This is a genomic window from Pantoea deleyi (assembly GCF_022647325.1).
GTDB classification, from domain to species: Bacteria; Pseudomonadota; Gammaproteobacteria; order Enterobacterales; family Enterobacteriaceae; genus Pantoea; species Pantoea deleyi.
This window is the reverse complement of the sequence record NZ_CP071405.1, coordinates 1,992,798-2,018,052: the sequence shown is the minus strand read 5'-3', so window position 1 is coordinate 2,018,052 and position 25,255 is coordinate 1,992,798. Positions and strand designations below refer to the sequence as shown.

The 25,255-nt window shown below is 61.6% G+C and carries 22 protein-coding genes; 5 read left to right on the top strand and 17 right to left on the bottom strand.

From position 1 onward, the window contains the following. Positions 1 to 10: 10 nt before the first annotated feature. Together J1C59_RS09475 and hipB are read right to left on the bottom strand one after the other, a co-directional pair. The gene (locus tag J1C59_RS09475; protein ID WP_128085474.1) at positions 11 to 1,324 is read right to left on the bottom strand and encodes a type II toxin-antitoxin system HipA family toxin; all 1,314 of its coding nucleotides are present in this window, start codon (positions 1,322 to 1,324) and stop codon (positions 11 to 13) included. After that, positions 1,324 to 1,572, bottom strand: a complete 249-nt coding sequence (hipB, locus tag J1C59_RS09470; RefSeq protein WP_128085475.1) for a type II toxin-antitoxin system antitoxin HipB — start codon at positions 1,570 to 1,572, stop codon at positions 1,324 to 1,326. Before hipB ends, J1C59_RS09475 begins: the two co-directional genes overlap by 1 nt. Before the next feature lie 184 nt (positions 1,573 to 1,756). On the opposite strand from hipB, the gene J1C59_RS09465 reads away from it, so the two are divergent. Beyond that, entirely contained in the window at positions 1,757 to 2,218 is a 462-nt protein-coding gene (locus tag J1C59_RS09465) for a GNAT family N-acetyltransferase (RefSeq protein ID WP_128085476.1), read from the top strand. Between the two features lies 1 nt (position 2,219). Here the strand turns inward: J1C59_RS09465 and J1C59_RS09460 are convergent, their stop codons facing one another. From J1C59_RS09460 to J1C59_RS09445, 4 genes are all read right to left on the bottom strand, one after another. Then, a complete protein-coding gene (locus J1C59_RS09460; RefSeq protein ID WP_128085477.1) occupies positions 2,220 to 3,011 on the bottom strand; it encodes an inositol monophosphatase family protein in 792 nt (263 codons plus the stop codon). Between the two features lie 23 nt (positions 3,012 to 3,034). Continuing rightward, entirely contained in the window at positions 3,035 to 4,096 is a 1,062-nt protein-coding gene (locus tag J1C59_RS09455) for an ABC transporter ATP-binding protein (protein WP_128085478.1), read from the bottom strand. Beyond that, positions 4,093 to 6,318: an ABC transporter permease gene (locus tag J1C59_RS09450; protein WP_140917236.1), complete on the bottom strand. Its 2,226-nt coding sequence runs from the start codon at positions 6,316 to 6,318 to the stop codon at positions 4,093 to 4,095. The genes J1C59_RS09455 and J1C59_RS09450 overlap by 4 nt, the downstream gene beginning before the upstream one ends. 88 nt (positions 6,319 to 6,406) lie before the next feature. After that, positions 6,407 to 7,435, bottom strand: a complete 1,029-nt coding sequence (locus J1C59_RS09445) for an ABC transporter substrate-binding protein (RefSeq protein ID WP_128085479.1) — start codon at positions 7,433 to 7,435, stop codon at positions 6,407 to 6,409. Positions 7,436 to 7,649: 214 nt separating this feature from the next. On the opposite strand from J1C59_RS09445, the gene J1C59_RS09440 reads away from it, so the two are divergent. The 3 genes from J1C59_RS09440 to J1C59_RS09430 all read left to right on the top strand — a co-directional run bounded on the left by J1C59_RS09440 (position 7,650) and on the right by J1C59_RS09430 (position 11,749). Further along, a complete protein-coding gene (locus J1C59_RS09440; protein WP_128085480.1) occupies positions 7,650 to 8,684 on the top strand; it encodes a LacI family DNA-binding transcriptional regulator in 1,035 nt (344 codons plus the stop codon). 264 nt (positions 8,685 to 8,948) lie between these two features. After that, complete coding sequence (locus J1C59_RS09435) at positions 8,949 to 9,842, top strand: SDR family oxidoreductase (RefSeq protein WP_111140512.1); 894 nt, start codon at positions 8,949 to 8,951, stop codon at positions 9,840 to 9,842. Between the two features lie 83 nt (positions 9,843 to 9,925). Continuing rightward, a complete protein-coding gene (locus J1C59_RS09430; RefSeq protein ID WP_128085481.1) occupies positions 9,926 to 11,749 on the top strand; it encodes a glycoside hydrolase family 15 protein in 1,824 nt (607 codons plus the stop codon). A gap of 11 nt (positions 11,750 to 11,760) precedes the next feature. Here the strand turns inward: J1C59_RS09430 and J1C59_RS09425 are convergent, their stop codons facing one another. The 6 genes from J1C59_RS09425 to J1C59_RS09400 all read right to left on the bottom strand — a co-directional run bounded on the left by J1C59_RS09425 (position 11,761) and on the right by J1C59_RS09400 (position 15,360). After that, complete coding sequence (locus J1C59_RS09425; RefSeq protein ID WP_140917237.1) at positions 11,761 to 12,240, bottom strand: RES family NAD+ phosphorylase; 480 nt, start codon at positions 12,238 to 12,240, stop codon at positions 11,761 to 11,763. Next, positions 12,240 to 12,428, bottom strand: coding sequence for an antitoxin Xre/MbcA/ParS toxin-binding domain-containing protein (locus J1C59_RS09420; RefSeq protein ID WP_242281313.1), 189 nt, complete (start codon positions 12,426 to 12,428; stop codon positions 12,240 to 12,242). Before J1C59_RS09420 ends, J1C59_RS09425 begins: the two co-directional genes overlap by 1 nt. Beyond that, positions 12,422 to 12,658, bottom strand: coding sequence for a hypothetical protein (locus J1C59_RS09415; protein WP_242281312.1), 237 nt, complete (start codon positions 12,656 to 12,658; stop codon positions 12,422 to 12,424). Before J1C59_RS09415 ends, J1C59_RS09420 begins: the two co-directional genes overlap by 7 nt. 22 nt (positions 12,659 to 12,680) lie before the next feature. Beyond that, the gene (ampC, locus tag J1C59_RS09410) at positions 12,681 to 13,835 is read right to left on the bottom strand and encodes a class C beta-lactamase (protein ID WP_128086719.1); all 1,155 of its coding nucleotides are present in this window, start codon (positions 13,833 to 13,835) and stop codon (positions 12,681 to 12,683) included. A gap of 30 nt (positions 13,836 to 13,865) precedes the next feature. Continuing rightward, positions 13,866 to 14,111, bottom strand: a complete 246-nt coding sequence (locus J1C59_RS09405) for a hypothetical protein (protein ID WP_128086718.1) — start codon at positions 14,109 to 14,111, stop codon at positions 13,866 to 13,868. Positions 14,112 to 14,178: 67 nt separating this feature from the next. Then, entirely contained in the window at positions 14,179 to 15,360 is a 1,182-nt protein-coding gene (locus J1C59_RS09400; RefSeq protein ID WP_128086717.1) for a glycosyltransferase family 4 protein, read from the bottom strand. A 616-nt stretch (positions 15,361 to 15,976) separates the two neighbouring features. Here J1C59_RS09400 and hpxO point away from each other — a divergent pair. After that, a complete protein-coding gene (gene hpxO, locus J1C59_RS09395; RefSeq protein WP_128086716.1) occupies positions 15,977 to 17,134 on the top strand; it encodes an FAD-dependent urate hydroxylase HpxO in 1,158 nt (385 codons plus the stop codon). A 42-nt stretch (positions 17,135 to 17,176) separates the two neighbouring features. On the opposite strand, the gene dcp is transcribed toward hpxO, so the two are convergent. The 5 genes from dcp to guaD all read right to left on the bottom strand — a co-directional run bounded on the left by dcp (position 17,177) and on the right by guaD (position 25,170). Further along, positions 17,177 to 19,222, bottom strand: coding sequence for a peptidyl-dipeptidase Dcp (gene dcp, locus J1C59_RS09390; protein WP_140917238.1), 2,046 nt, complete (start codon positions 19,220 to 19,222; stop codon positions 17,177 to 17,179). A 61-nt stretch (positions 19,223 to 19,283) separates the two neighbouring features. Continuing rightward, complete coding sequence (gene xdhC, locus J1C59_RS09385) at positions 19,284 to 20,060, bottom strand: xanthine dehydrogenase accessory protein XdhC (protein WP_128085286.1); 777 nt, start codon at positions 20,058 to 20,060, stop codon at positions 19,284 to 19,286. Further along, the gene (gene xdhB, locus J1C59_RS09380; protein ID WP_128085287.1) at positions 20,047 to 22,413 is read right to left on the bottom strand and encodes a xanthine dehydrogenase molybdopterin binding subunit; all 2,367 of its coding nucleotides are present in this window, start codon (positions 22,411 to 22,413) and stop codon (positions 20,047 to 20,049) included. The genes xdhC and xdhB overlap by 14 nt, the downstream gene beginning before the upstream one ends. Then, on the bottom strand, positions 22,403 to 23,845 hold the full coding sequence (xdhA, locus tag J1C59_RS09375) for a xanthine dehydrogenase small subunit (protein ID WP_128085288.1): 1,443 nt from the start codon (positions 23,843 to 23,845) through the stop codon (positions 22,403 to 22,405). The genes xdhB and xdhA overlap by 11 nt, the downstream gene beginning before the upstream one ends. Continuing rightward, positions 23,842 to 25,170 carry a guanine deaminase gene (gene guaD / locus J1C59_RS09370; RefSeq protein ID WP_128085289.1) on the bottom strand — a complete coding sequence of 443 codons (1,329 nt, stop codon included), beginning with the start codon at positions 25,168 to 25,170 and terminating at the stop codon, positions 23,842 to 23,844. Before guaD ends, xdhA begins: the two co-directional genes overlap by 4 nt. Positions 25,171 to 25,255: the final 85 nt, after the last annotated feature.

Here is a 25,255-nt window from a genome sequence, read left to right as displayed (position 1 = left end):
GACCGCCAGGCTACGTCTGATGCCGCAACCGCTCCAGCATAATCAGGGAATGGCTGAAAATGGCGTCGGCGATGTGCTGCGGGAAACCGGACGGCAGCATATCGCGCACCGCCACAACCGCCTGAGGAAACGCCCGCACGAAGAAGTCGAAAATCTGCTGCAGACTGTCCGTATCGAAACTGACGCTTCTGGCCGTGGCGATAAAGTGGCGCGGAAAGATTTTATCGATCTCCGTTTTTTTGCCCCGGCTGGCGCGCAGCCCCATTGCCAGTTTCAGGGCGCGTTTGTTCAGCCCGGTGCCGCCCAGCACCGGATAAGCGGAGATCAGATCATAAAAGGGCGTCAGACGGTAGCTGCCACCGCGCTCGATAAACAGGGAGAAGTTCTTGGCGTGGCCATCGGTCGCGCCGATCAGCCACTGAAACACCTGAAACTGCATAAACCGGTAGCGATCCTCTATGGCGTTACTCGACCCCATCAGTATCTGCATGATCTCCGCAATGCCCGGCCCACCGTCCGACTCATATTTAGTCGAGGACGGCAGCCCCAGCGCCTGACAGAAATCTTCCTGCGGCAGACGGATCAGACGGGTTTTATCGCGTGACCAGCGACGGTCGAAACGTTCGACGGCCAGCGCGCGCATCGTCCCGGCGCGGATTATGGTGGCCTGGGGCACTTCGATACCGAGTTCGCGGGCCAGCGCCAGACAGAGATACTCATTCTCCACGCTTTCGCGCATGTCGAGCGTGGCGGCAGGCTGCTTAATCTCTCCAATCGGCAGCTTAATGATATGGGAGGTGGGCGTTGCGCCAGCTGGAATGCTCCAGCCCGCGTCGGTCAGCAGCAGCGCGGTTTTCTCCTGCGCACCGGCCACTGAGATACGGAAATCGGTCTCTTCCCGCAGCATCCCCAGTGGAATATCGGACTGATAGGCCGACAGCACACTTTCCAGACGGGATTCATCCAGCACCTCATAGCGGGCGTTCAGAGCGGGCAGCGGCATATCGGGCGGCAGCAGCATGGTCGCGCCGACGCTGTCCCGGCCTATCTCCTGCAGCAGATCGAACGGCTGCCGTGAGCGAATCTGGTAACGCGCCACGATCCTGTCACGGATCAGCGGGCTGTCCGGCAGCAGGTTATCGAAGAAATTGATCACCGCGTGAGAGGTGATCGCCTTGACCTGCAGCGGCATCGAGAGTGACAGCGGCCTGGAGAGCGGATTACTCAGCCAGCCGGTGTCATACTGAAACGCATGCGCGCCGTTGCGCTGTCGGGTCAGCACGCCCACCCGCTCGCCATTCATCCATGCGATTAACCGCTGCATTACCACGCATCCTCATCGTCGATCGGGGGCGTCGTCGCCGCCTCTTTTTCCAGCACGTCCAGACTCAGTTCCAGCGACTGTAGCAGTTTAAACAGCGTGGCCAGTGAGGTGTTGTCAGGCGCATTTTCAAAGTGAGAAATGGTGGCCTGTTTCAGACCAACCTTCTTTGCCAGTTCACTCTGGGTCCAGCCATTACGCTGGCGGATCAGTTTCAGCCGGTTTGCCAGCTGAAGCGGGCTGTATATCATGAGACGCTCCTCCGGAAAGCAGACGGTAAGCATAGCGCCGCCGTCTATCCCTTAGCGGGTATAAATCTTATTTTATACCCGGAAGAGGATAAATACAATATTATACCCTTCCGGGGATAACAAACTGTTTATCCCCGGCAGCGGATAAGCCGGAGGATTCACTAACGGACAGAAGAGGAACAGGATGCAGGAATTGACCTTTACCCACGGGATGCACGACGGCGATCGGGCAGCCCTGCTCGCCGGTCTGGGCGCTTATAACCAGACCTTTATTCAGCGGGATAACTGGGGGCCGCTGTCGGTCGCCTGCCATGACCGGCAGGGAACGCTGCGCGGTGGCCTGATCGCATCACGAAAAGGCAACTGGCTCTGTATCGATTATCTCTGGGTGGATGAAACGCAACGGCGTCACGGTGTGGGCGGCGCGCTGATCAAGGCGGCGGAACAGGAAGCGGTAAGAGTGGGGTCGCGGTTTTCGCTGGTCGATACCTTCAGTTTTCAGGCCCTGCCGTTTTATCAGAAACAGGGTTACGCGCTACAGATGTCACTGCCCGACTTCCCGCATGAGGGGATGCAGCGCCACTACCTGACCAAAACGCTGGTTCACGCTGACAGCCTGGCCGTCAGCGTGACAGTGTCACAGTAGGTCAGAGGCCGGCGATACGGCGCAGATCGGCCTCGGCACCCGGTGCCACAGCCAGCACCTGCGCCCCTCTGGTTATGCGGTCGCCTTCAACGTTAAACGGGTGGACCCAGCCGCCCGCCTCTTTCACCAGGCAGTAGCCCGCCAGGCAATCCCAGGCGTGCATGTAAGGTTCGTAGTAGCCGACCACCCGGCCCGCCGCTACCCAGGCGAGCATCAGCGCCCCCGAGCCAATCCGGATAAAGTTACCGCCCGCCGTCAGCAAAGCAGCCACAATCTCGCCCACCTGCTGCGGTGTCACATGGCTGTTAGCACCAAAACCGGTGACGTGATTCTGCAGCGTCCGCGCCGGATCGACGGTCAGCGGGCGGCCGTTCAGCGTGGCACCCTGCCCCCGCGCCGCCACGTAGCACTCCTGATAGGTGGGCGCAAAAATCACGCCGATAACCGGCTCATCGCCGCGCAGCACCGCAACCGACACACACCAGCTCGGCATCCCGTTCAGAAACGGGCTGGTGCCATCGATCGGATCGACCACCCAGGTGTAATCAGATTGTCCCGGCTGCAGACCCGACTCCTCGCCCAGAAAGCCATCCGCGGGAAAAGCCTCGCGGATGCGGCTGGCGATCAGCTGCTCCACATCCCGGTCAGCAATCGAGACAACATCCTGCAGGTCATACTTGGTCTCCACCACCAGCGTCTCCCGGCGGTGAAACCAGGATAAGGCGGTCGCGCCCCCTTCGCGTGCCACGGCTTCAGCTACGGCCAGTCGCGTCATGATTTCGTGCGTTTGCATGCGAACTCCCTGAACTCATCAGATTAACGGGCAATCAGGGCAAGGCCCTGAGGCTTGAAGTTGATACCGACCTGAGTCGCAGGCGGCAGACGCTGTTCCATCTGCGGGTCGATAATAAACAGTGCGCCCAGCTCGGTCGCGACCTCATATTCGATATGGTCGCCCAGCCAGGTGCTGTGGATCACGCTTCCCTGCAGCGCGCCGTGGCCGCTCTCGGACAGCGTGATGAACTGCGGCCGCACGGCCAGCTGCGCGAGTCCGGGCCGGGCAGACGCACTCCGGACCCGGAAACGCTGGGTGCCGAGGCGGATCAGCGCCTCCTCAGCACCGGCTTCCTCCACTTCACACGGCAGGATGTTGGCCTCGCCCATAAAGTCAGCGATAAATACCGAATTAGGCGAGTGGTAGAGCGTCTCCGGCGCACCCTGCTGGGCAATATCCCCCTCTTTCATGACAATAATCTTATCGGAGACCGCCAGCGCCTCCTCCTGATCGTGGGTGACATAGACCGCGGTAAAGCCGAGCCGCTGCTGCAGATCGCGAATGTCGGTGCGCACCCGGCGACGCAGACGCTCATCCAGGTTCGACAGCGGCTCATCGAGCAGCAGCACCTGCGGTTCCAGCACCAGCGCACGCGCCACCGCAATACGCTGCTGCTGTCCGCCGGAGAGTTCCGACGGCAGCCGCTGCCCCTGGTTGTCGAGCCCCACCAGCTTCAGACCCTCGTGCGCCCTTTCCTGCGCCTCGCGTTTATTCATACCCGACGACAGCAGGCCATAGAGAATATTGTCGAGGGCGTTCATGTGCGGAAACAGCGCATAAGACTGAAAGACCATCGCCACATCACGCTGATTAGCGGGCAGATGGGTGACATCTTTGCCGCCTATCAGGATCCGGCCCGACGTGGGATGTTCCAGCCCGGCCAGCAGCCGGAGCGTGGTGGTTTTGCCGCAGCCGGAGGGGCCGAGCAGCGTCACCAGCGTACCCGGCTCCACACTGAGCGACAGATCCGGCAGCGCCGTGAAGCCGTTAAAATGTTTGGTCACATGGTCAAAAACCACCGATCCGGCATGAAGGGTTGTCATACGGCGCTCTCCTGAGTCAGGGGGGATGCAGAGGGTGCGGCCGCAATCACCGCAGGTCGGGTTGCGCGGCGCAGGCGGCGTTCGCCCACCAGCAGCTGGAAGAGACCGATGATCAAAAGCATCACCACGATCAGGACAGAGGAGTAGGCAATGGCCACGCCATACTCCCCGTTCTCCACCAGGCCGACGATATAGGAGGTCGCCATGTTGTACTGCGCGCTGACCAGGAAGATCACCGCGCTGATGGAGGTGATGGCCCGCACAAAGGCGTAAACCAGCGCCGCGCTGATGGCAGGTTTCAGCAGCGGCAGCACCACTTTCCGCAGGGTGCGGAAACTGTCTGCGCCCAGCGTCAGGGAGGCTTCATCCAGGCTTTTATCCAGCTGGCTCATCGCCGCGATGCCGCCACGGACGCCCACCGGCATATTGCGGAAGACAAAGCAGGCGATCAGGATAGTCGCCGTGCCGGTGATCTCCAGCGGTGGCAGGTTATAGGCCATCACATAGCTCACCCCAATCACCGTACCGGGGATGGCAAAGCTCAGCATCAGCATGAATTCAAAGGTCTGACGACCGGCAAAGTTCTGCCGCACAATCAGCCAGGCGGTCAGCAGGCCGACGATGGCCGTCAGCGGCGCAGCGATCAGCGCGATCTCCAGCGTGGTCCAGAATGAATTCCAGGCGACGCCGCGCCAGACCAGCGCGCCCTGCTCAACGGTGACGCTGAAGGCCCGGATGTAGTGATCCAGCGTCAGCGCGTTGTTCAGCCCCCAGGACTGGACAAAGCCGCCGACCATAATCATGCCGTAGATCACCAGCGTGAAGAGACCCCAGGGGATTACCATCCCATAGACGCCATAGCGCACCGGGCGCGGCAGCCGGGCGTGACGGCCGCCGTCGCCTTTCCCGGTCACGGTGGCGAAACTCTTGCCGGAAAGCCAGACGCGCTGCACCAGGAAGGCGATCAGCGTAAAAGCCAGCAGGATCATCGCCAGCACCGCAGCGCGGCTGGGATCGTTCTGCGCGCCGACCACCGAAAAGAAGATCTCAGTCGAAAGCACGCCGTGACTGCCGCCCAGCACCATCGGGTTACCAAAATCAGCCATGCTTTCGATAAAACTGATGAGAAAAGCGTTGGCCAGGCCGGGCGCCATTAGCGGCAGCGAGATGCGGGAGAAGGTGCGCCAGCGGCTGGCGCGCAGGGTCTGCGACGCCTCCTCCAGCGAGGGACTGATCCCCTCCACCACCCCAATCAGCACCAGAAAGGCGACGGGCGTGAAAGAGAGTACCTGGGCGATCCAGATGCCGGTCATGCCGTAGAGCCAGCGGCCCGGCTCGATGCCGAACAGCGTCGCCAGCGATTCCGTTACCACGCCGGAGCGGCCAAACAGCAGGATCAGCGCCAGCCCGATGACAAACGGCGGTGTGATAATCGGCAGAATGGTCAGCATCCGCAGCGCTTTTTTGCACGGCAGCGGCGTGCGGGTAGCCGCCAGCGCAAATGCCAGCCCCAGCAGAGTGGATCCGCTGGCCGTCATCAGCGCCAGTCCCAGCGTACGCCAGGCGGTGCCGCAACTGCCGCCAGTGAAGCAGCCGAGGCTCCAGATGGCCGGATCCTGCAGATTCGCCACCAGCCCGTCGGGCTTAAAGCTGCCGTCGATATCCTGCACCGAGGCGACAAACAGACTCAGGACCGGGTAGATCACAAAGGTGGTCACCAGCGCCACCAGCAGCACAATCGACGCCACCACAAAGGCATCGCCCTTCAGCACGCCGCGCTCGGCCAGCGCAAAGGCGAAGATCAGCAGAAACAGCGTCAGCAACAGCAGTGCGCCTGCGCCCATCGCCGGTTGCCCCTGTGCCAGCGGCCCCGCAAGCTGCTCCAGCCACAGCCAGCTCCAGCCGCTGAAGCCGATGGCATGCCCTTCCAGCACCAGAAACAGGATACCCGTGACGCTGAACAGCAGCAGCAGCGCACTGCGGGTACGGCCGGAGGGCAGAAAAAGGCAGGCCGCCGCGAGCAGCCAGAGGGCCACGACGAGACTGAGCCAGGGGTGTAAGGCAAGCTGCCCCAGCGCAGGGGCGCTGTTCTCATCGCGCCACAGGCTGAAAATCCAGTCACCCGTGAAAAAGCCCTGCTCCAGACTGTACCAGGGCAGCAGCGTCAGCGCGACGACTCCCGTCAGCAGCACGCCGGTTAAGCGACGATTGTACGCATTCATACATCACCTCCATCAGGAAGCGGACATCAGGCTTTCGCCACCGCAAACGGGTACAGACCCGGCTCAGCGCGCCGGGCGCACACCACCGTTACTGCGCGCTGGCCCCGATCTCTTTATCCCAGCGTCCCAGCAGCGCCTTGCGTTTTGCCGAGTCACCGTAGGTTTTGAAGTCATAATCGATCAGTTTGATGTTCTCGAAGCGCGGCGCGTAGTCAGAGATCTCAGCCTGACGGTTAGAGGGCAGCTGGAACGATTTCGCCTCTTTCATGTGCGACTGCGCCTCTGCACTAAGCGCCCAGTCATACCAGCTCCTGGCGTTAGTCAGGTTGCGCGCCCCTTTGATAATGGACATGGAGCCAATCTCATAGCCGGTGCCTTCGCAGGGCGCGACGGGCTTGATGGGGAATCCCTCCACCTCCATCGCCACGGCATCATGCATAAAGACGATGCCGATGGTGGTTTCGCCGCGTGCGGCGGCTTTGACCGGCGCCGAACCGGACTTGGTGTACTGGGAGATATTGGCATTCAGCTTCTTCAGATAGTCAAAGGCCGGGTCTTCGCCCATGATCTGCACCAGCGTCGCCAGGGTGTTGTAAGCCGTGCCGGAGGAGTTCGGGTTGGCGATCTGAATTTCACCCTTAAAAGCGGGATCGAGCAGGTCCGCCCAGCAGGCCGGAACCTTCTGCTTCTTCTCCGCCAGCAGTTTCGTGTTGTAGCCCCAGCCCAGCGCACCCGCATAGACGCCGACGGTGCGATAGCCGGAGATCTCCGCCACCTTTTGTGACCAGGGCTGCTGCTGGTCGAGCAGCGGAGAGTGGTAAGGCTGCGTCAGCCCCTCTTCTGCGGCCTGCATGTGCGGGTCGCCGGTGCCGGCCCACCAGATATCGGTGCGGGGATTTCGCGCTTCGCTGCGGATACGGGCATAGGCTTCTCCGGCGGAGAGTCGCACCATGCTGAGTCTGATATCGGGATGAGACTGGCTGAACAGCGTCGTCATCTGTTCGCACACCACCACATCCGCAGAACAGATCATATTCAGATTGCCCGCCGCCGCCGCGGTAAAGGGCACCGCAGGGCAACTGACAATAACAGCAGCAAGCAGAGAGGAATAACGCATGAGGTTCTCCTGAAGGGCCGGATGACGCAGAGTCGCCACCATTTGCACATGTGTGCAATTAGTACGGCCGCCCTGACAGGCTGTCAATTCTGTTATCCCGCAATTGTCAGGCTCTGTCACAAATTTGAAACATTCGGCCTGCCGTTATCTTTTGCACAGGCTTGCAATTTAGGGCAGACTCACTGCGGGCACCTGCGGGATAGAGGAGAAAAAGATGCAGCAGCTGAAAGCGGTCGTCAGCGCTCAGGATGTGGCGGAACGGGCGGGCGTTTCCCGATCGGCGGTGTCGCGCACCTTTACGCCGGGCGCCAGCGTGTCGGAAGCCACCCGTCAGCGGGTTATGAAGGCGGCAGAAGAGCTGGGGTATCACGTCAATCATCTGGCGCGCGGCCTGGTCAGCCATCGCAGCGGCATTGTCTGCTTAATCGCCTCCGAGGTGGATACCCCCTACCGCGCCAGTCTGGTGCGCTGGATGACGCAGTATCTGCAGGAGGCGGGAAAAGTGGCGATGCTGATCAACACCGACCGCTCCGATGCCCGGGTTTCGGCGGCGCTGCAGCAGGCGATCAATTTCCGCGCCGACGCCTCGATCATTCTCTCCGGCATGCCGGACAGCGGCATCACCCGCCTCTGCTATAAGCACGGTCAGCATCTGGTGCTCATCAACCGTGATGAGTCCCTGCCCGGCACCCTGAATATCAATCTCGACTCCCGCCCGGCCGCCGGGATGGCGGTGAATGCCTTTGTGCGCGCCGGGTGCCGCCGTATCGCCTTTGTCAATTCACTGGCAGGCACGCCGAGCCTGCAGAAACGTGAAGCAGATTTTCTGGCGGCGGCGCAGCGTGCAAACGTGGCCGTGCAGGTTGAGCGGTTCGGTTCGACCTCCTATGAGAGCGGACAAATTCTGGCGCAGCGCCTGCTGACGCGCAACGTGCGGCCCGATGCAGTTTACTGCGCCACCGACCTGCTCGCCTGCGGATTTATGGATGAGGCACGGCATCGCTTCGCGCTGCGCATCCCGGAAGACCTCTGCATCATCGGGCACGACAATATTCCCCAGTCGGGCTGGGCATCCTACAACCTCACCACCTTTGCGCAGCCGGTCGAACAGTTTGCCCGCGACGCCATCCGCTGGCTGGTGGAAACGGAAGCGCAGCCGGACGAACCGATACCAAAAACGGAACAGCAGCAGGAGCGCAGAATATATCCGGTCGATGTTGTCTGGCGGGGATCGGTACGGGGCGCATAAGCGCCCTTCTTTTTATTTTTCAGCGGCACGTTTCCGCGCTGAAATAATTTCCCGACGGTTTTACGCTTCGCTTTAAATAGCACACGCCTGCATCAAAAAATAATGGCCCGCCGCCACCCGCACTCGCGATTTTCTGTCTACGCTTTATCTGCATTATTAATTCACTCTGGTTTTATCTGCTCAATGAATCAGCAGTCAGATGTGACAAATATCACATTTGTGCCAGGCTTACTGTCTCAGATTACTCTGTTCAAGGAGCAAACAATGACAACACCAACGAATAATACGCTCGATGTGAATGACTTCCCAAAACCTCCTTTTGAGGATCAGCCGCAGCAGGCGCCAGGCCTGGCCAGCAAAATGATCCCGGTACCGGATCACGGTGAAACCAGCTACCGCGGGACCGGCCGCCTGGCCGGCCGCAAAGCGCTGATCACCGGGGGTGACTCCGGCATCGGCCGCGCCGTGGCGATTGCCTATGCCCGTGAAGGCGCAGATGTGGTGATCAACTATTTGCCGGAAGAACAGCCGGACGCCGATGAAGTGGTGAAATTAATCGAAGCGGAAGGCCGCAACGTTTTCGCAATCCCCGGCGATATTCGCTCTGAAGAATTCTGTCAGCAGCTGGTTAAAGAGGCTGCGGATAAATTAGGTGGTCTGGATATTCTGGTAAATAACGCCGGTCGTCAGCAGTTTAATGAGTCCATCCGGACACTGAGCACAGAAGATTTCGACGCGACGTTTAAAACTAACGTTTATGCAATGTTCTGGATCACGAAAGCGGCGCTGGAATATCTGCCTCGCGGTGCGTCCATTATTAACACGTCGTCCGTCCAGGCATTTAAACCCAGCGACATTCTGCTCGACTATGCGCAGACCAAAGCCTGCATCGTGGCCTTTACCAAATCGCTGGCCAAGCAGCTGGGCGGCGACGGGATCCGCGTCAACGCGGTTGCGCCGGGTCCGTACTGGACTCCGCTGCAGTCCAGCGGCGGTCAGCCGATGGAAAAAGTGAAACAGTTTGGTGCCGATGCGCCGCTGGGCCGTCCGGGTCAGCCGGTTGAGATCGCCCCACTCTATGTCACCCTGGCCTCGACCGAGAGCAGCTACTCCTCCGGTCAGGTCTGGTGCTCTGATGGCGGCACCGGCACGCTGTAATCCCCTGAAGTGGCCGCCTGGTGCGGCCCTTTTTTTGTCCCGCTTTTGTCATCCCCCGCCACAGAGAACAGAGGAAAACGCGCATGCAGAACCCGATCTTTCATTCGCCCGTCAGAGTGGAGGGCTTTGCGGGGCTGGGCGACTATGCTGCGATTGGCGAAGGCCGCTCGGTCGCGCTGATTGCACCCGATGGATCGATCGACTGGTGGTGCGCGCCCAATCTCGATGCGAAACCGCTGTTTGATCGCCTGCTGGACGCCGGGCTAGGCGGCTACTTTCAGATCGAACCGACCGCGCCTTATCAGGTGTCCCGACGCTACCGTGACAACAGCAACGTGCTGGAGACCCGCTTCGAAACCGAAAGCGGCTCGGTGGTGCTGACTGAATCGATCAACAGTACGCTGGCGGGCCGTCTGCCCTGGTGTGAGCTGGCCCGCCGTATCGAAGGCGTCAGCGGCGAGGTGACGTTAGCCATCACCCTGTGCTTTGGCACCGCGGCCGAAACCCGTTCGCCGTGGGTGGCGGACAATGAGAAAGGCAAGGTGTTTCACATCGCCGACATCATGACGATGTTCCGCACCAGCGACGATATCTGCATCACCCATCTGTCCGACGAACAGGTCTGCGCCACGCTGCGCACCACGCCGGGTTCCCGGTCACTCTGTGCGCTGCTGGTGACCGAGAGCGAGCCGCTGGCGGTGCCGCTGCTGGAGGCGATCGATCAGCGTATTGAAACCAGCCACACTGGCTGGTGCAGCTGGGTTGAGAGCCTGAGCTATGCCGGACGCTACCCGGCACTGGTAAAGCGCTCTGCCCTGTCGCTGAAATTTCTCTGGTACTCCCCGACCGGCGCGCTGGCCGCGGCCGCCACCACCTCGCTGCCGGAGGGGATTGGCGGCGAGAAAAATTACGATTACCGCTACGCCTGGGTGCGCGACGCCTGCCTGATTATCAAAGCCTTCGTCTATATCGGCGCGCTGGAAGATTGCAAGGCCGCGTTTTCCTGGCTCTCCCAGACCATCATGCGGCACGGCGTCAGGCTGCGCGCCTGCTATGCCCTGAATGGTGATGCGGTGCCCGCCGAGCGCTATCCTTCGCTTGCGGGCTATCGCCAGTCCCAGCCGGTCCGGGTCGGCAACAATGCCCGCGATCAGCTGCAGCTCAGTATGTATGGCGACATGCTGGTCACCGCGCAGCACTTTATCGAAGCGGGACACGTACTGGATATCACCACCTCGCGCATGCTGGGCGAACTGGCGAACTGCTGCGCCGATCACTGGCGACAGAAAGATTGCGGCATCTGGGAGCTGCCGGAGCTGCAGCACTATACCCATTCGAAAATGGCCTGCTGGATGGCGCTGGATCGGGCGGTCGCGCTGGCCAGGAGCCAGCATATCGAACCCACCTGGCTGGGCCGCTGGCAGCGGGAGCGCGACCGCATCCGCGACTGGATTGAAACGCACTGCTGGTCTGAACAGCAGCAGGCCTATCTCTTCTATCCGGGCAGTGAGGATCGTCTCGACGCCTCGCTGGCGCTGGTTCACAGCTACGGCAATGCGGTCAATCGCCAGCGGATGCTCGCCACCTGCCACGCTATTCGTAAGCATCTGGGCGATGGCAGCGCCATGCTCTACCGCTACAGCGGCGTCCGGGAGGAAGAGAGCACGTTTCTCGCCTGCGCTTTCTGGCTGGTGGAGGCCTGGGCGGCGCTGGGCGAAACCGGGCAGGCAAACCAGGCGATGCGGGAGATCCTGACGACGCTGGAGGGGCACGGCAACGTCGATATCTTCAATGAGATGTATGATGTGCGCACGCAGAGCTGGCGCGGCAATATGCCGCAGGGGCTGAGCCATCTGGCCCTGATCTGCGCGGCGCAGGCGCTGTCAGAGGCAGACGCGCCGGCCTGAGGCGTGGCGCGTCAGTGGCCCTGCTGCAGCCCGAAGCGCGGGTCGAAGAAGAACGGCTCGATGATCCGCTGGCTGACGATGTCCGCCGCTGCCGGATGACGGGGGTTGAACAGCGCATTCCACCTGCCGGTCAGCGTGCCCGGCACCCGGAGTATCAGGCCGTTTTCCGGGCGGGCGAGCCACGCGTCGCCGATCTGCCGGGTGGAGAGCGGCGCAGGATCGGCCTGCCAGTCCGCGGGAAGCGCCGCCAGCGACAGCTCGGTGATCAGCGATTCCGGTACGCTGATCGCCAGCATCGCGTAGTCGTGCGACAGATCCTGAACAGTGAGGTGCACCAGCGCCTCCTGCACACAGAGCGCCCGGCTCGACCCCAGATAGACGCAGGACATGCCCACAGAGTTCCAGCGCCCACCGTAGGTGCGGGCGCCGAAGCCATCAAACGCGGTGGTCACATACTCCTGCTTAGCCAGCCGAAAGAACGGCACGTCCATCAGGTGATCACGCCATGCTCAAGCTGGCCAATCAGGTTGATCACCGCCTCCGCCCCGGCCACCGTGGTGGTCAGCTCGGCGGGTTTTCTGCCGCCCAGCGCCTTCGCAGGCGTTTCCAGCCAATCCACCAGCCGTGACCGGTCATCCCGGAACAGCTTACTGGCGGCCGTGAGCACGCGGATCAGCATGTAGATGCGACCGCTCTGGTCGGGCGAAAAGTCTGCTGCGGATCTTTCACTTTCCGGTTGTAGGTCGTGCGGTCAATGCCCGCCAGACGGCACAGCCAGCCCTCGTCAAAGTCAGAGAGCGAGGCGGTGCGTTTCAGCACCCCGCTGCTGAACCCCAGCGCAATACGCTGGTGCGCATCGGGCAGGGTTTCCGGCAGGTTCAGGGCGCTCAGCAGCGACAGATTGCGCAATGAACAGGTGCCACCAGCACGTTTACTCCGCGCGCCCCTGCTGCAGCGCCTGCAGAATCTCCCAGGCCGCCCGGACACGCAGCGGATTGGGATAGTTTTTATTTGCCAGCATCACGATGCCGCAGTTTTCGGCGGGGATAAACGCAATATAGGCGCCGAATCCGTTAGTCGCGCCGGTTTTATGCACCCAGCTGGCGCGCTGCGACGGCCCGACGGGTGTAATTTGCGTCGCCGGACGCGCCCTGAGCGCCACGCTGTTATCGCTGTCGCCGATCAGGGTGTCGGCAGAGACCGGCCAGTCGTACATCTCCCAGCCCAGTCCCTGATAGAGCTTTCCGACGCTGAAATAGCGCGACTGCGCGGTGCGCATGGCGTTTCGCAGCACCGCATTGCCTGCGGAAAGCCGGTTAGGATCCAGGTTCGCCTGCATAAACGTGAGCATGTCACGCGCGGTCGATTTGATGCCGTACGCCTCGGCATCCAGCATCCCCGGCGACACCCGGACCGGCTGACCGTTTTTATAGCCCCAGGCGTAGTTGAGCATCATCGAACGCGGTACGGTGATATAGGTGCGCGTCAGGTGCAGAGGCTGAAACACATTCTTTTCCATCGCCTGCTCATAGTCGCCCTTCACCATCAGCGCGCCAAACAGGCCGATGCTGGCGTTGGAGTACTGGCGCTGCATACCCGGTGCGGATGCGGGCTGCCAGGTCTGGTAGAAGTCCAGCAGCGACGCCGCATCGGTCACCTCGTCCGGCAACTGCAGCGGCAGGCCGCCCGCCGTATAGGTGGCCAGGTGGAGCATCCGCACCGGCCGCCACTGCTCACCGGTCAGCTGCGGCCAGTACTTCTGTACCGGATCGCTGAGGCGGATATCGCCGTTGCGGATCTGCACCCCGGCCAGCGTGCCGGTAAAGGTTTTACTGACGGAACCGAGTTCAAACAGGGTGTTTTCGGTAACCCGGCGGCGCGAATCGAGATCGGCCACGCCGAAGTTCACAAACTGCGACCGGCCGTTGTAAAGCACCGCCACCGACATGCCGGGGATCGACTGCTGCGCCATCAGCGGTTCGATCGTGGCTCTGACCAGAGAAGTGACCTGCTGTGAGGAGAGATCGGCGGCAGCACAGCGGGCAGAAAGCGCGAACAATACAACGTACAACAAAGACTTTTTCATCGGCAACCAGACGTTCTTTACTGAAAGAGATTACTTACATTGGCTGGCACAGGCCTGCACACACATCTGCGCCTCAGTGCTGCAGGATCTGTTTTCACGGGTGTTGCAGTGAGACTGTTCAACGTAGCAGCTGGACTGGCAGGCGGAGAGATCGCAGCGGGCCGCAGCGGGCGTCAGCTGCGCCACGGGGGCGCGGACCGGAAAAAGCGGAGCGGGCTGAGCAAAGGCGCTGCTGCCCAGTAATCCGGACAGCAGCAGAGTGACGATCAGTTTCATGTGAGTTCTCCTGTGGGACGCTTTCCTGAGTATGACCAGTCTGGCGCGTCCCGTCAGAGAAATCTCACTAAATTGAGACAACGGGAGGGTGTTGCGTGGCATTTATCACGCCACGGCTGTAGATATCGTTGAGCCGGGCAATATAACGCTGGGTGTCATGCTCCTCCCGGATACGCAGAATGGCCGCCTCACCCTTCTCCTGCAGCATTTCGGGACGCTCGATAATCTCCAGCAGCGTCGATTTCAGTCCGTCCACCAGCGACCGGCGCAGCGCGGCCTTCTGATCCGGCGAGGTGATGCTGTATTCGCGATCGGCGTTCAGCGGGCTGGTCAGCACCCAGCCTGCGCTGGCCGGGTTAATCTCCGGCAGCGCCCGCACGTTACTGGTGATCACCGGGCAGCCGCTGGCCTGCATCTCCAGCACCGAGAAACCGTAGGTCTCCTGCCAGGTCGGCAGTAAGCCGGCGTCGCTCTGGCGGAACAGCTGCATCAGCGCGCTATTCTCCATTCGGGTGTGATGGGTAAAGCAGCGGTAGCGTTTAATGCGGTTCTCGATGCCGTGCCAGAACGCCTCATCATCCTGAAACTGACGATGCGCCACGTTGTGGCGTTTGGCGAGGTCGCCAATCAGCTGCACATCCAGCTGCGACGCTTCCAGACGGCGCTCTTCGAGCAGCTCACTGATGGCCAGCACCACTTCCGCGCCGCCTTTACGGTAGAACTCGTTACCGGCAAACGTCAGCCTGATCACGCCGGGCTGACGCGGGGCCTTCTGCTGCACAAACAGCTTTTGTGGCGGATGCAGTACCAGCGTTTTGCGGCGGATCTGCTGCGCGACGTCCGGTCTGAACAGCTTCATCTGGATATTGAGCGTGGCGTCGGAGATCGCAATCAGCCCCAGACAGTTATCTTTCAGCAGATGCGGGATCAGGCGTTGCAGTTCCGGGTTATCCTGCTTGGCAACACCGGCCACCGGCAGCACGCGCGGCAGTTCGGTTTCAAAGCTCGCCACCCACTTCTGGCGGGTAATCGCGACTTCATTAAACAGATGCAGGATGTCCGCCCGTGATGCCCCGGAAAAGGGTACCGGCTGGAAAACAAAGATTTTATTTTTTTTCAGTAATCGGGTGCGTAACGGATTAATAAAATAGAAAAGATTGCTTTTCTTCAGATTGATATATTCATTATCCGGATTGACTAAAATATTACGCTGTTCGGGATACTGATTATTTGTGATTCCAATTTTCATAATGGCCTTCCGGAGTCCTTGTCATTGGCGTGATCTATATCATGCCGGGCCGGAAACCGCGTCCAGGCAATATCCTAAAAGCCTGTTCTGGCGCGGTTTATCCGGATTTTCTTATGCTTTATTCCGGCAACAAAATCGTCACAGTTGTTTCTGTTTGTGAATGCCTGATAGCTATTTATGGCACTATCCGGTTGGTTTTTTAGCTTTTTCCGGAGAACAGACGCGCGACCCGCCCGCCAATAACCGGGCCAGTTGTTAATTAATTGTTTAATTATTTTTCGGACTTTTTCACGCTTATTGCCCGCCCCATCGTTAATTATTTCTTAACTGACTTTACAATTGCGGTAAATCCGCGTTAACAGACCGGGCGGCCGTCCGGAATGCGCCGGGGTTATCCCGGCCCATGAAACGATTGATGCAGCATCGCCGCGCCTGCACCCTGATGAGTCGTCACTCTGCTGCATAACAGTGCAACGGTACCGTTCTGCGTACCAGACCACCCTGCCCTGAACGCCATTAACCTGCTGATTTGAGTAATGAACCAGGCCTTTTCCGCGCCGCGCGAATCTCTGGTACAAAAGTTGCAGGCTGTCAGGTAAGCAGACAGGAGAGCATTATGAAAGCAATCGTGATTGGTGGCGGAATAGGCGGCATGAGCAGCGCCATCGCGCTGGAGAAAGCCGGATTTGAGGTCGAGGTCTTTGAGGCCGTCAAAGAGATGAAGCCGGTCGGCGCGGCGATTTCGATCTGGCCCAATGGCGTCAAATGCCTGAACGCGCTGGGCATGAAGGCTGCCCTGCGTAAGCTGGGTGGGAACATGGCGTATATGGCCTATCACGACGGCACCAGCGGAGCCGCCCTGACCCGCTTCAGCATGGCACCGCTGGTGCAGCAGGTCGGCGAATATCCCTGCCCGGTGGCGCGCGCGGAACTGCAGGCGATGCTGATCGACACCTTCGGACGTGAGCGGGTGCAGTTTGGCAAGCGGGTGATCCAGGTCGAGCAGACCACAGAGGGCGTGATCGCCACCTTCTCAGACAACAGCCAGGCTCACGGCGATTTTCTGATTGCCGCAGACGGCACCCATTCGGTGATCCGCGAATATGTGCTGGAGCAGAAGCTGGAGCGCCGCTATGCCGGATACGTTAACTGGAACGGCCTCGTCACCATCGACGAAGCGATCGCCCCCGCCGACCAGTGGACCACCTTTGTCGGCGATGGCAAGCGGGTGTCGCTGATGCCGGTCAGCGGCAATCGCTTCTACTTCTTCTTTGATGTGCCGCTGCCAAAAGGGTTGCCACAGGATCGATCCACGATAAAAGCGGATTTGACCGGCTATTTCCAGGGCTGGTCGGCGCCGGTGCAGCGGTTAATTGCGGCCATCAATCCAGAGACCACCAACCGGGTGGAGATCCACGATATCGAACCCTTCAGCCGGTTCGTTAAGGGCCGTATCGCCCTGCTGGGTGATGCCGCCCACAGTACCACGCCCGATATCGGTCAGGGCGGCTGCGCGGCGATGGAGGATGCGGTGGTGCTGGCCTCGGCCCTGGCGTCCCATTCGCTGGGGATCGAGGATGCGCTGCTGCGCTATCAGACCCGGCGGGTTGAGCGGGTCAAAGATCTGGTGCTGAAAGCGCGTAAGCGCTGTGACGTCACCCATGCGCTCGACCCGGCCGTGACGGCGGCGTGGTATGACTCCCTGAAAAGCGAAACCGGCGAGCGCGTGCTGGCCGGTATGTGTGAAACCATCGAAGGCGGCCCGCTGGGCTAGCTGTAAAGCGCGGGCCGTCGGCATGACGGCCCGCTGCCTGCATTAATCGTCCGTGAGACCGCGGTTTTTCAGCATGGGTGCCAGCTCCGGCGGCGCGCCCCGCCAGCTCTCATAGAGCGTTTTGAGATCGCTGCTGTTGCCCCGTGACAGAATCTTCTGCCGGAAAAGATCGCCATTTTCCCGCGTCAGTCCGCCCCGTTCCGCAAACCACTGATAGCCATCGTCGGCAAGCATCTGCGTCCAGATATAGGCGTAGTAGCCCGCCGCGTAGCCGCCGCCCCAGATATGCTGGAAGTAGCTGGAGCGGTAACGCGGTGGCACCGCCGTCAGCGCCAGATTGTCGCTCTCCAGCGCCTGCTGCTCGAAATCGCCCACGCTTTGCGGCGCGGCACCGGCCTTGAGGCTGTGCCAGTGCAGATCCAGCAGCGCGGCCGCCAGCAGTTCGCTCATCTCATAGCCTTTGTTGAACTGCGCGGCCCGCACCATCTTTTCGTGCAGCGCGGCAGGCATCGGCTCCTGCGTCTGATAGTGGCGGGCGTAGTGCCGGAACACCTCCGGCTCGCTGGCCCAGTGCTCATTGATCTGCGACGGAAACTCAACAAAGTCGCGCGGGGTTTCCGTACCGGAGAGGCTCGGATAGCGCTGGCTGGCGAACAGACCGTGCAGCGTATGACCGAATTCATGGAACAGGGTGATGACGTCGTCCCAGCTCAGCAGCGCAGGCTCACCGGCTGGCGGCCGGGTATAGTTGCAGACGTTGTAGATCACCGGCCGGGTCTCCAGCAGCGTCGACTGATTAACGAAGTTACTCATCCAGGCTCCGCCGCCCTTGCTGTCGCGCTTGAAGAAGTCGGTATAGAAGAGCGCCAGCGGGGTGTCGTCCGCGTCGAAGATCTCATAGACCTGGACGTCGGGATGGTAAACCGGCAGATCCTGACGCTGTGCAAACCGGATGCCGTAGAGCTGCGTGGCCGCCCGGAAGACGCCGTTGTGCAGCACCGAACTGAGTTCGAAGTAGGGTTTAATCTGGCTCTCATCCAGGTCGTAGCGGGCGCGCCGCACCTGTTCGGCATAGAAGCGCCAGTCCCAGGCTTCCAGGGTAAAACCGCCCTGCTGCTGGTCGATGGTCTGCTGGATCGCCGCCGCTTCCCGTCCGGCGCGGGCGCGCGCGGCGGGCACGATGTTGCGCATAAAGGCCAGCGCCGCGTCGGGCGTTTTCGCCATCTGATCCTGCAGCTTCCATGCCGCGTAGCTGGCAAAGCCCAGCAGCCGGGCCTGCTCCGCCCTGACCTGCGCCAGCCGCAGAATAAGCTCGCGGGTGTCGTTTTCATCCCCTTTTTCGGTACGCGTGACGCCAGCCCTGAACAGCGCCTCACGGGTGGCGCGGTCGCTAAGACTCTGCAGCGCCGGTTGCTGTGTGGTGTTCTGCAGCACCAGCAGCCAGCGATCCTCCAGCCCGCGCGCCCGCGCTTCCGCCTGAGCGACCGCGAGATCGGCGGCGGACAGGCCCGCCAGCTGCTGCGGATCGCTGACCACCAGCCCGCCGGCTTGAGTGGCCGCCAGCAGCCGGTTGGTAAAGCGGGTACTGAGGCGCGCCGCCTCCTGATTCAGCGCCATGAGCTGCTGTTTCTGCGCCTCCGGCAGATTGGCGCCCGCCAGCTGGAAGCGCTGCCAGATCACCTCGACCAGCCGTTTCGATTCGCTATCCAGCGCGGCGCGATCCAGATAGACCGCATCGAGCCGGGAGAAGAGCGGCCGGTTAAGCATGATCTCATCGTTCAGCGCGGTGAGCTGAGGCGCGATCGCCTCATCGACCTGCTGCAGATAGGGGCTGGTGTGGGCGGAGGTCATGGCACTGAAGACCAGGCTGACCCGGCTCAGCAGCTGTCCGCTCTTCTCCAGCGCCTCGAACGTGTTGAGAAACGTGGGCGCGTCGCTGTTCCCGGCGATCGCGGCGATTTCCTGACGCTTCGCCTCCATGCCCGCCTGCAGGGCGGGCAGGAAATCCTGCTCCTCGATCTGGTCAAAGGGCGGCGCCTGGTAAGGCAGTGTGCTGACGCTAAAGAAGGGATTCTGACGGGCGTTCATGGTTCGCTCCTGATGGGCATCGCAAACTCTTATCCTGGCAGGTTGCCGCCAGCGCGACAACTCAGGCGATGGGTTGCTGATAGACGCTGATAATCTCACCGGCAATCGCCACCGCAATCTCGGCGGGCAGCTTGCCTTTTACATCCGGCAGGCCAATCGGACAGCGCAGGCGGGCCAGCCTGTCGCTCTCCACCCCCTTGCCCGACAGCCGGTAGCGGAAGCGCTGATTCTTGGTGTCGGAACCGATCACCCCCGCATAGCGAAAATCGTCGCGCCGGAGCACCGCCTCGCACAGGGCGAAGTCGAGCGGATGATCGTGGGTCATGATGATGAAGTAGCTGCCCGCCGGGGCCTGCGCCACGCAGTCGAGCGGATCCTCTGGCTGGTGTGTCACCACGCCCGGCGGCACGTGGCAGAACTGCGCCGCGCGGCTATCCACCCAGTTTATGTGACAGGGTAACGTCGCCAGCAGGGTTACCAGCGCCTGACCGACATGCCCGGCCCCGAACAGCCAGATTTCCGGCTGCGCCTGCAGCAATGGCTCAAACAGCAGCGTGGTCCTGCCGCCGCAGCACTGGCCGAGTCGCGCGCCCAGGCTGAAGGTTTCCGTATGCGGCGCGCGGGTACCGCTCTCCAGCATCGCCCTGGCCTGGGCGATGCACTGAAACTCCAGATGCCCGCCACCGATGGTGAGCCACGTCTCCTGCTGCGAGACGACCATCTTGCTGCCGCTGTCACGCGGCACCGACCCCTGTTCGCTGAGCACGGTGATCAGGACGCAGCTCTGGCGCTTCTCCCGCAGCTGGTGCAGCACGCCGATCCAGTCATGGTAGATCATCAGTGGCTCCTGTCAGGCGCTGCACGCCCTGGAAGATCCGTTCAGGCGTGGCGGGCGCATCCAGCAGCGGGTGCTGGCGGTAGTCCGCGACGCTGGCCACCGCATCCTGCAGGGCGCACCAGGCCGCGATCCCCAGCATAAAGGGAGGCTCCCCGACGGCCTTGGAGTGAAACACCGTGTCCTTTGGATTTTTGTGATTCTCCACCAGCGTGACCCGCAGATCGGCCGGAACGTCGCTGATAGCCGGGATTTTGTAGCTCGCCGGGCCGTCGGTCAGCAGCTGCCCCTTGTCGTTCCACACCAGCTCCTCGCAGGTCAGCCAGCCCAGCCCCTGCACAAAGCCCCCTTCCACCTGACCGATATCGATGGCCGGGTTCAGCGAGGCGCCGACGTCATGCAGGATGTCGGCTCGAAGCAGGCGGGATTCGCCGGTCAGCGTATCGATGATCACTTCGCAGCAGGCCGCCCCGAAGGCGTAGTAGTAAAAGGGCGTGCCCCGTCCCGCCTGCCGGTCGTAGTGGATCCCCGGCACGCGATAGTAGCCGGTGGCCGAGAGCGGCACCTGATTCAGCCACGCGAGCTTCGCCACCTCGGCGAAGGTGTAATGGTGTTCCCCGGCACGCACCACGCCGTTGCGGAAACTCACCGCGTCGGCGTCGCACTGATGCCGTTCGCAGAGCATCGCGGTCATCCGGTCACGCAGGATCTCCGCCGCATTCTGTGCCGCTTTGCCGTTGAGGTCCGCGCCGCTGGAGGCGGCGGTCGGTGAAGTATTCGGCACTTTTCCGGTGTCGGTGGCGGTGATCTGGATCTTATCCACCTCGATCTGCAGCACTTCGGCGACAATCTGCGTCACTTTCGTGTTAAGCCCCTGGCCCATTTCGGTTCCGCCATGGTTAAGCTGCACCGTGCCGTCGGTGTAGATCAGGATCAGCGCGCCCGCCTGGTTAAGGAAACTGGAGGTAAAGGAGATGCCAAACTTCACCGGGGTCAGCGCCAGTCCGCGTTTCAGCAGCGGGCTGCGGGCGTTAAAGGCCGTGATCTCTGCACGGCGGGCCTGGTAGTCGCTGCTGCGTTCGAGCTGCTCCGTGATCTCATCCAGCAGGTTATCTTCGACCTGCTGGTGGTAATGGGTGATATTGCGATCCTCCTTGCCGTAGTAGTTACGTTTGCGCAGCGTCAGCGGGTCCAGACCCCGTTCGCGGGCGATGTGATCCATGATCTGTTCAATCGCCACCATACCCTGCGGTCCGCCAAATCCCCGGTAGGCGGTGTTGGAGGCCGTATTGGTGCGGCACCGATAGCCGGTAACCCGTGCATCCCCGAGGTAATAGGCGTTATCGGCGTGGAACATGGCACGATCGACAATGGATCCGCTCAGATCCAGCGAATAACCGCAGTTTCCGGCCAGATCGATACGGATGCCGCAGAGCCGTCCATCCTCCTCGACGCCCGCCTCATAGCGCACGAAGAAAGGATGGCGTTTGCCGGTCACGCGCATATCGTCGCGGCGTGAGAGCCGCATCTTCGCCGCCCGCCCGGTCTGGCGCGCCACGATGGCGCAGAGACAGGCGACGCCCGCCGCCTGCGTCTCTTTGCCGCCGAAACCGCCGCCCATGCGACGCATATCGATGGTGACCTGATTCAGGCTGATGCCCATCACCTCCGCCACCAGCTTCTGCACTTCGGTGGGGTTCTGGGTCGAGGAGAAAACCTGCAGCTGCTGATCTTCGCCCGGGATCACCATCGCGGTCTGGGTTTCCAGATAGAAGTGCTCCTGGCCGCCGATATGAAACGATCCGCTGATCCGATGCGGCGCACGCGCCAGCGCCGCCTCCACGTCGCCGCGCTGGTGGACGTGCGGCTCCTGAACAAAACTGCCCTGCGCTAGCGCCTGCTCCACGTCCAGCAGCGGCTCCAGCACCTCATACCCGATGACCGCCGCGGCCGCGCCCTGACGGGCCGCGTCGGGTGTCTCCGCCGCCACCACAATCACGATCTGGCCCAGATACTCCACTTTCTCGTGCGCCAGCAGCGGATCGCCCGGCTCCAGCGGGCCGACATCGTTGATACCCGGCACATCCTGCCAGGTCAGGACGCTGACGACGCCCGGCACCGCGTAGCAGGGTTGCACGTCAATGTGCAGAATGCGGGCGTGGGCGTGTTCGCTCAGGCGCGGACAGAGGTGCAGCAGTCCGGGTAGCTCCGGCTTGTCGTCGATGAAGCGCGCCTCACCCGAAACGTGCTTTTCCGCACTCTCATGGCGATTACTGCGACCCACGCCGCTCTGCAGGTCGGCGGCGTACTGCGCCTTAATCACCTCTTCGGTCAGTTCAGGACGGTTATGAGACATAGCGTGAGACCTCGATACAGGTTATGTCGCCGTTGTGGCGATGCCAGTAGCGGCGAAGCAGGTTCTGCGCCACCTTGAGGCGGTAGTCGCTGCTGGCACGAAAATCGGAAAGCGGCTGGAAATCTTCGGCCAGCGCGGCCGCTGCGTGTGACACTGTCACCGCATCCAGCGGCCGGCCGAGCAGCGCCTGTTCGCAGTGATACGCACGCCGGGGCGTGGCGGCCATGCCGCCAAAGGCGATGCGGGCGGCGCTGACGACGCCCTGATCCATCTGCAGGTTAAAGGCCGCGAACACCGCCGAGATGTCATCATCCAGCCGTTTCGAGACTTTCCAGGCCACAAAATCAGGTGACACCGTCACCTTATCGATACGAATGGCGCGAATAAACTCCCCTTTTTTCAGCTGCGTCTGCCGGTAGCCGGTAAAGAACTGGTCGAGCGGCAGGCTGCGCTGCTGTTCGCCCGTCTGCAGCAGCAGGCTGGCATTCAGGGCCAGCAGCACCGGCGAGGCGTCGCCGATGGGCGAAGCATTGGCAATGTTGCCGCCCAGGGTGCCCTGCAGACGGATCTGCAGCGAGGCGAAGCGTTGCAGCATCTCACTGACGCCGGGAACGCGGCTGGACAGAAAATCGCTGACCTGCTGCAGCGACGCGCCCGCCCCCAGCAGATAGTGGTCGTCGAATTCGCTGCAGACTTTAAGCGCGGCGACCTGCTCCAGGGCAATCAGCACACCGATCTTTTTATGCTGCTGGGTGATCTGCAGGCTGAGGTCGGTGCCACCGGCAATCAGCTGCGCGTCGGGGTGCGCCTGACAGAGCGCGGCCAGCTGAGCGGGCGTTTTCGGCAGGAAGCAGCGGCGACCTTCACCGGCCAGCTCCTGCACCTCCGGACTGGCCAGGGCCTCAAGCCGCTGCACGGTGGTTGCGGCCTGCTGCTCAAACAGATCGGCGACCGGCTGTGAACAGAGCTGTTCGGCGGCCGCCATAATGGGACGGTAGCCGGTGCAGCGGCAGAGATTTCCGGCCAGCGCCGTTTCCGCCTCGTGGCGATCCCAGCCTTCCGCCCGTTTCTGCAGGCTGAACAGCGACATCACAAAGCCCGGCGTGCAGAATCCGCACTGCGAGCCGTGGCAGTCCACCATCGCCTGCTGCGCCGGATGCAGGGCGCGGCCATGACGCAGATCTTCCACCGTGATAAGCTGCCTGCCCTGTAGGGCGGAGACCAGCGTCAGGCAGCTGTTGACGGTTTCATAGGCTATCCTGCCCTCCACGACTTTGCCCAGGGTGACGCTGCAGGCACCACAATCGCCCGAGGCGCAGCCCTCTTTGGTGCCGGTGCGCTGCTGCCGGGTGCGCAGATAACTGAGTACCGTGAGATTGGGGTCGAGCGTCTCTTCGGTGACAAGCTGATTATTTAACAGAAACTGGATCATGCGGCTTGCTCCTGTGATTCGCGCTGCCAGACCGGACGACCCGCGACCCAGGTCTGGGCAATATTGCGGTCGTCGCCCAGCGTCATCAGCACGAACAGTTTTTCCCAGATATCTTTGCTGTTGCCGATGCGCAGCTGCTGCAGCGCCGAGACGGCCGGATCGAGCACCACGAAATCGGCCTCTTTGCCCACATTGAAATTGCCGATGGCCTGGTCGAGGTCCAGCGCGCGGGCGCCGCCCAGCGTGGCGTGATAGAAGGCTTCGGCGGCGCTGAGCCGGTAGTGCTGTAACTGCCCGACCTTGTAAGCTTCGCCCAGCGTCTGCAGCATGTTAAAGGTGGTACCTGCGCCGACATCGGTCCCGATCCCGACGCTGACGCCCTGCTGCCAGCTGCGTTTCAGGTTGAACAGCCCGCTGCCGAGAAACAGGTTGGAGGTGGGACAAAACGCAATGGCGGATTCGGTGTCGTGCAGACACTGCCACTCCCGATCGTCCAGATGCAGACAGTGCGCAAAGACGCTGCGACGGCCCGTCAGCTGATGATGATGGTAGACATCCAGATAATCCTGACGCTCCGGGAACAGCGCTTTCACCCAGGCTACCTCCTGCGGGTTCTCGCTGAGATGGGTATGGACCCAGGTATCCGGGAACTCCTGACGCAGCTGCTGAACTTTTTCCAGCAGCGCCGGGGAGGAGGTCGGCGCAAAGCGCGGCGTCAGCGCATAGCTCAGTCGCCCGCGCTGATGCCAGCGCTCAATCAGCGCCCGCGTCTGCTGGTAGCTCTGCTCCGGCGTCTCGGTCAGGTTGTCGGGCGCATTGCGATCCATCATCACCTTACCGGCAATCAGCCGCATGTTCAGGGCTTCGGCCGCGCTGAACAGGGCTTCAACCGACTGCGGATGAACGGTGCCAAACACCAGCGCGCTGGTGGTGCCGTTGGAGAGCAGCTGATGCAGAAAGAAGGCGGACATCCGCGCCGCGTGATCGGGGCAGTGATACTGTGCCTCGACCGGGAAAGTGTATTGATTGAGCCACTCCAGCAACTGCTCGCCGAAGGCGCCAATCATCTCGGTCTGCGGATAGTGAATGTGGGTATCGACAAAGCCCGGCACAATCAGCCTGCCGCGCAGGTCGGTAACGGGCTGGCCTGCCAGCCGCGCCGCACTGTTTTCCCAGCTATCCAGCCCCACCACGCGGCCTTCGCGCAGCAGCAGCACCCCATCCTCCAGATAGCGGGCCTGATTAAGAAGATCGTCGGGATGCGTCACGGTGCCCGTGAAATCGAAGAAGCTGGCGCGTATCGCCGTGTCGGTCGCTGGGTGCATGGTCTGTCCTTTCTGAATGCGCGAGAGTGTCTCTGCAAAGTTTCTTTGTAAACCTTGCAACCTGCGTGCCAGTTCTGGATTTAAA

What these genes read in the sequence shown, in the direction of transcription:
- J1C59_RS09475 (WP_128085474.1), bottom strand. Translation starts at nt 1,324, where the DNA reads ATGCAGCGGTTAATCGCATGGATGAATGGCGAGCGGGTGGGCGTGCTG.
- hipB (WP_128085475.1), bottom strand. Translation starts at nt 1,572, where the DNA reads ATGATATACAGCCCGCTTCAGCTGGCAAACCGGCTGAAACTGATCCGC.
- J1C59_RS09465 (WP_128085476.1), top strand. Translation starts at nt 1,757, where the DNA reads ATGCAGGAATTGACCTTTACCCACGGGATGCACGACGGCGATCGGGCA.
- J1C59_RS09460 (WP_128085477.1), bottom strand. Translation starts at nt 3,011, where the DNA reads ATGCAAACGCACGAAATCATGACGCGACTGGCCGTAGCTGAAGCCGTG.
- J1C59_RS09455 (WP_128085478.1), bottom strand. Translation starts at nt 4,096, where the DNA reads ATGACAACCCTTCATGCCGGATCGGTGGTTTTTGACCATGTGACCAAA.
- J1C59_RS09450 (WP_140917236.1), bottom strand. Translation starts at nt 6,318, where the DNA reads ATGAATGCGTACAATCGTCGCTTAACCGGCGTGCTGCTGACGGGAGTC.
- J1C59_RS09445 (WP_128085479.1), bottom strand. Translation starts at nt 7,435, where the DNA reads ATGCGTTATTCCTCTCTGCTTGCTGCTGTTATTGTCAGTTGCCCTGCG.
- J1C59_RS09440 (WP_128085480.1), top strand. Translation starts at nt 7,650, where the DNA reads ATGCAGCAGCTGAAAGCGGTCGTCAGCGCTCAGGATGTGGCGGAACGG.
- J1C59_RS09435 (WP_111140512.1), top strand. Translation starts at nt 8,949, where the DNA reads ATGACAACACCAACGAATAATACGCTCGATGTGAATGACTTCCCAAAA.
- J1C59_RS09430 (WP_128085481.1), top strand. Translation starts at nt 9,926, where the DNA reads ATGCAGAACCCGATCTTTCATTCGCCCGTCAGAGTGGAGGGCTTTGCG.
- J1C59_RS09425 (WP_140917237.1), bottom strand. Translation starts at nt 12,240, where the DNA reads ATGGACGTGCCGTTCTTTCGGCTGGCTAAGCAGGAGTATGTGACCACC.
- J1C59_RS09420 (WP_242281313.1), bottom strand. Translation starts at nt 12,428, where the DNA reads ATGCTGATCCGCGTGCTCACGGCCGCCAGTAAGCTGTTCCGGGATGAC.
- ampC (WP_128086719.1), bottom strand. Translation starts at nt 13,835, where the DNA reads ATGAAAAAGTCTTTGTTGTACGTTGTATTGTTCGCGCTTTCTGCCCGC.
- J1C59_RS09405 (WP_128086718.1), bottom strand. Translation starts at nt 14,111, where the DNA reads ATGAAACTGATCGTCACTCTGCTGCTGTCCGGATTACTGGGCAGCAGC.
- J1C59_RS09400 (WP_128086717.1), bottom strand. Translation starts at nt 15,360, where the DNA reads ATGAAAATTGGAATCACAAATAATCAGTATCCCGAACAGCGTAATATT.
- hpxO (WP_128086716.1), top strand. Translation starts at nt 15,977, where the DNA reads ATGAAAGCAATCGTGATTGGTGGCGGAATAGGCGGCATGAGCAGCGCC.
- dcp (WP_140917238.1), bottom strand. Translation starts at nt 19,222, where the DNA reads ATGAACGCCCGTCAGAATCCCTTCTTTAGCGTCAGCACACTGCCTTAC.
- xdhC (WP_128085286.1), bottom strand. Translation starts at nt 20,060, where the DNA reads ATGATCTACCATGACTGGATCGGCGTGCTGCACCAGCTGCGGGAGAAG.
- xdhB (WP_128085287.1), bottom strand. Translation starts at nt 22,413, where the DNA reads ATGTCTCATAACCGTCCTGAACTGACCGAAGAGGTGATTAAGGCGCAG.
- xdhA (WP_128085288.1), bottom strand. Translation starts at nt 23,845, where the DNA reads ATGATCCAGTTTCTGTTAAATAATCAGCTTGTCACCGAAGAGACGCTC.
- guaD (WP_128085289.1), bottom strand. Translation starts at nt 25,170, where the DNA reads ATGCACCCAGCGACCGACACGGCGATACGCGCCAGCTTCTTCGATTTC.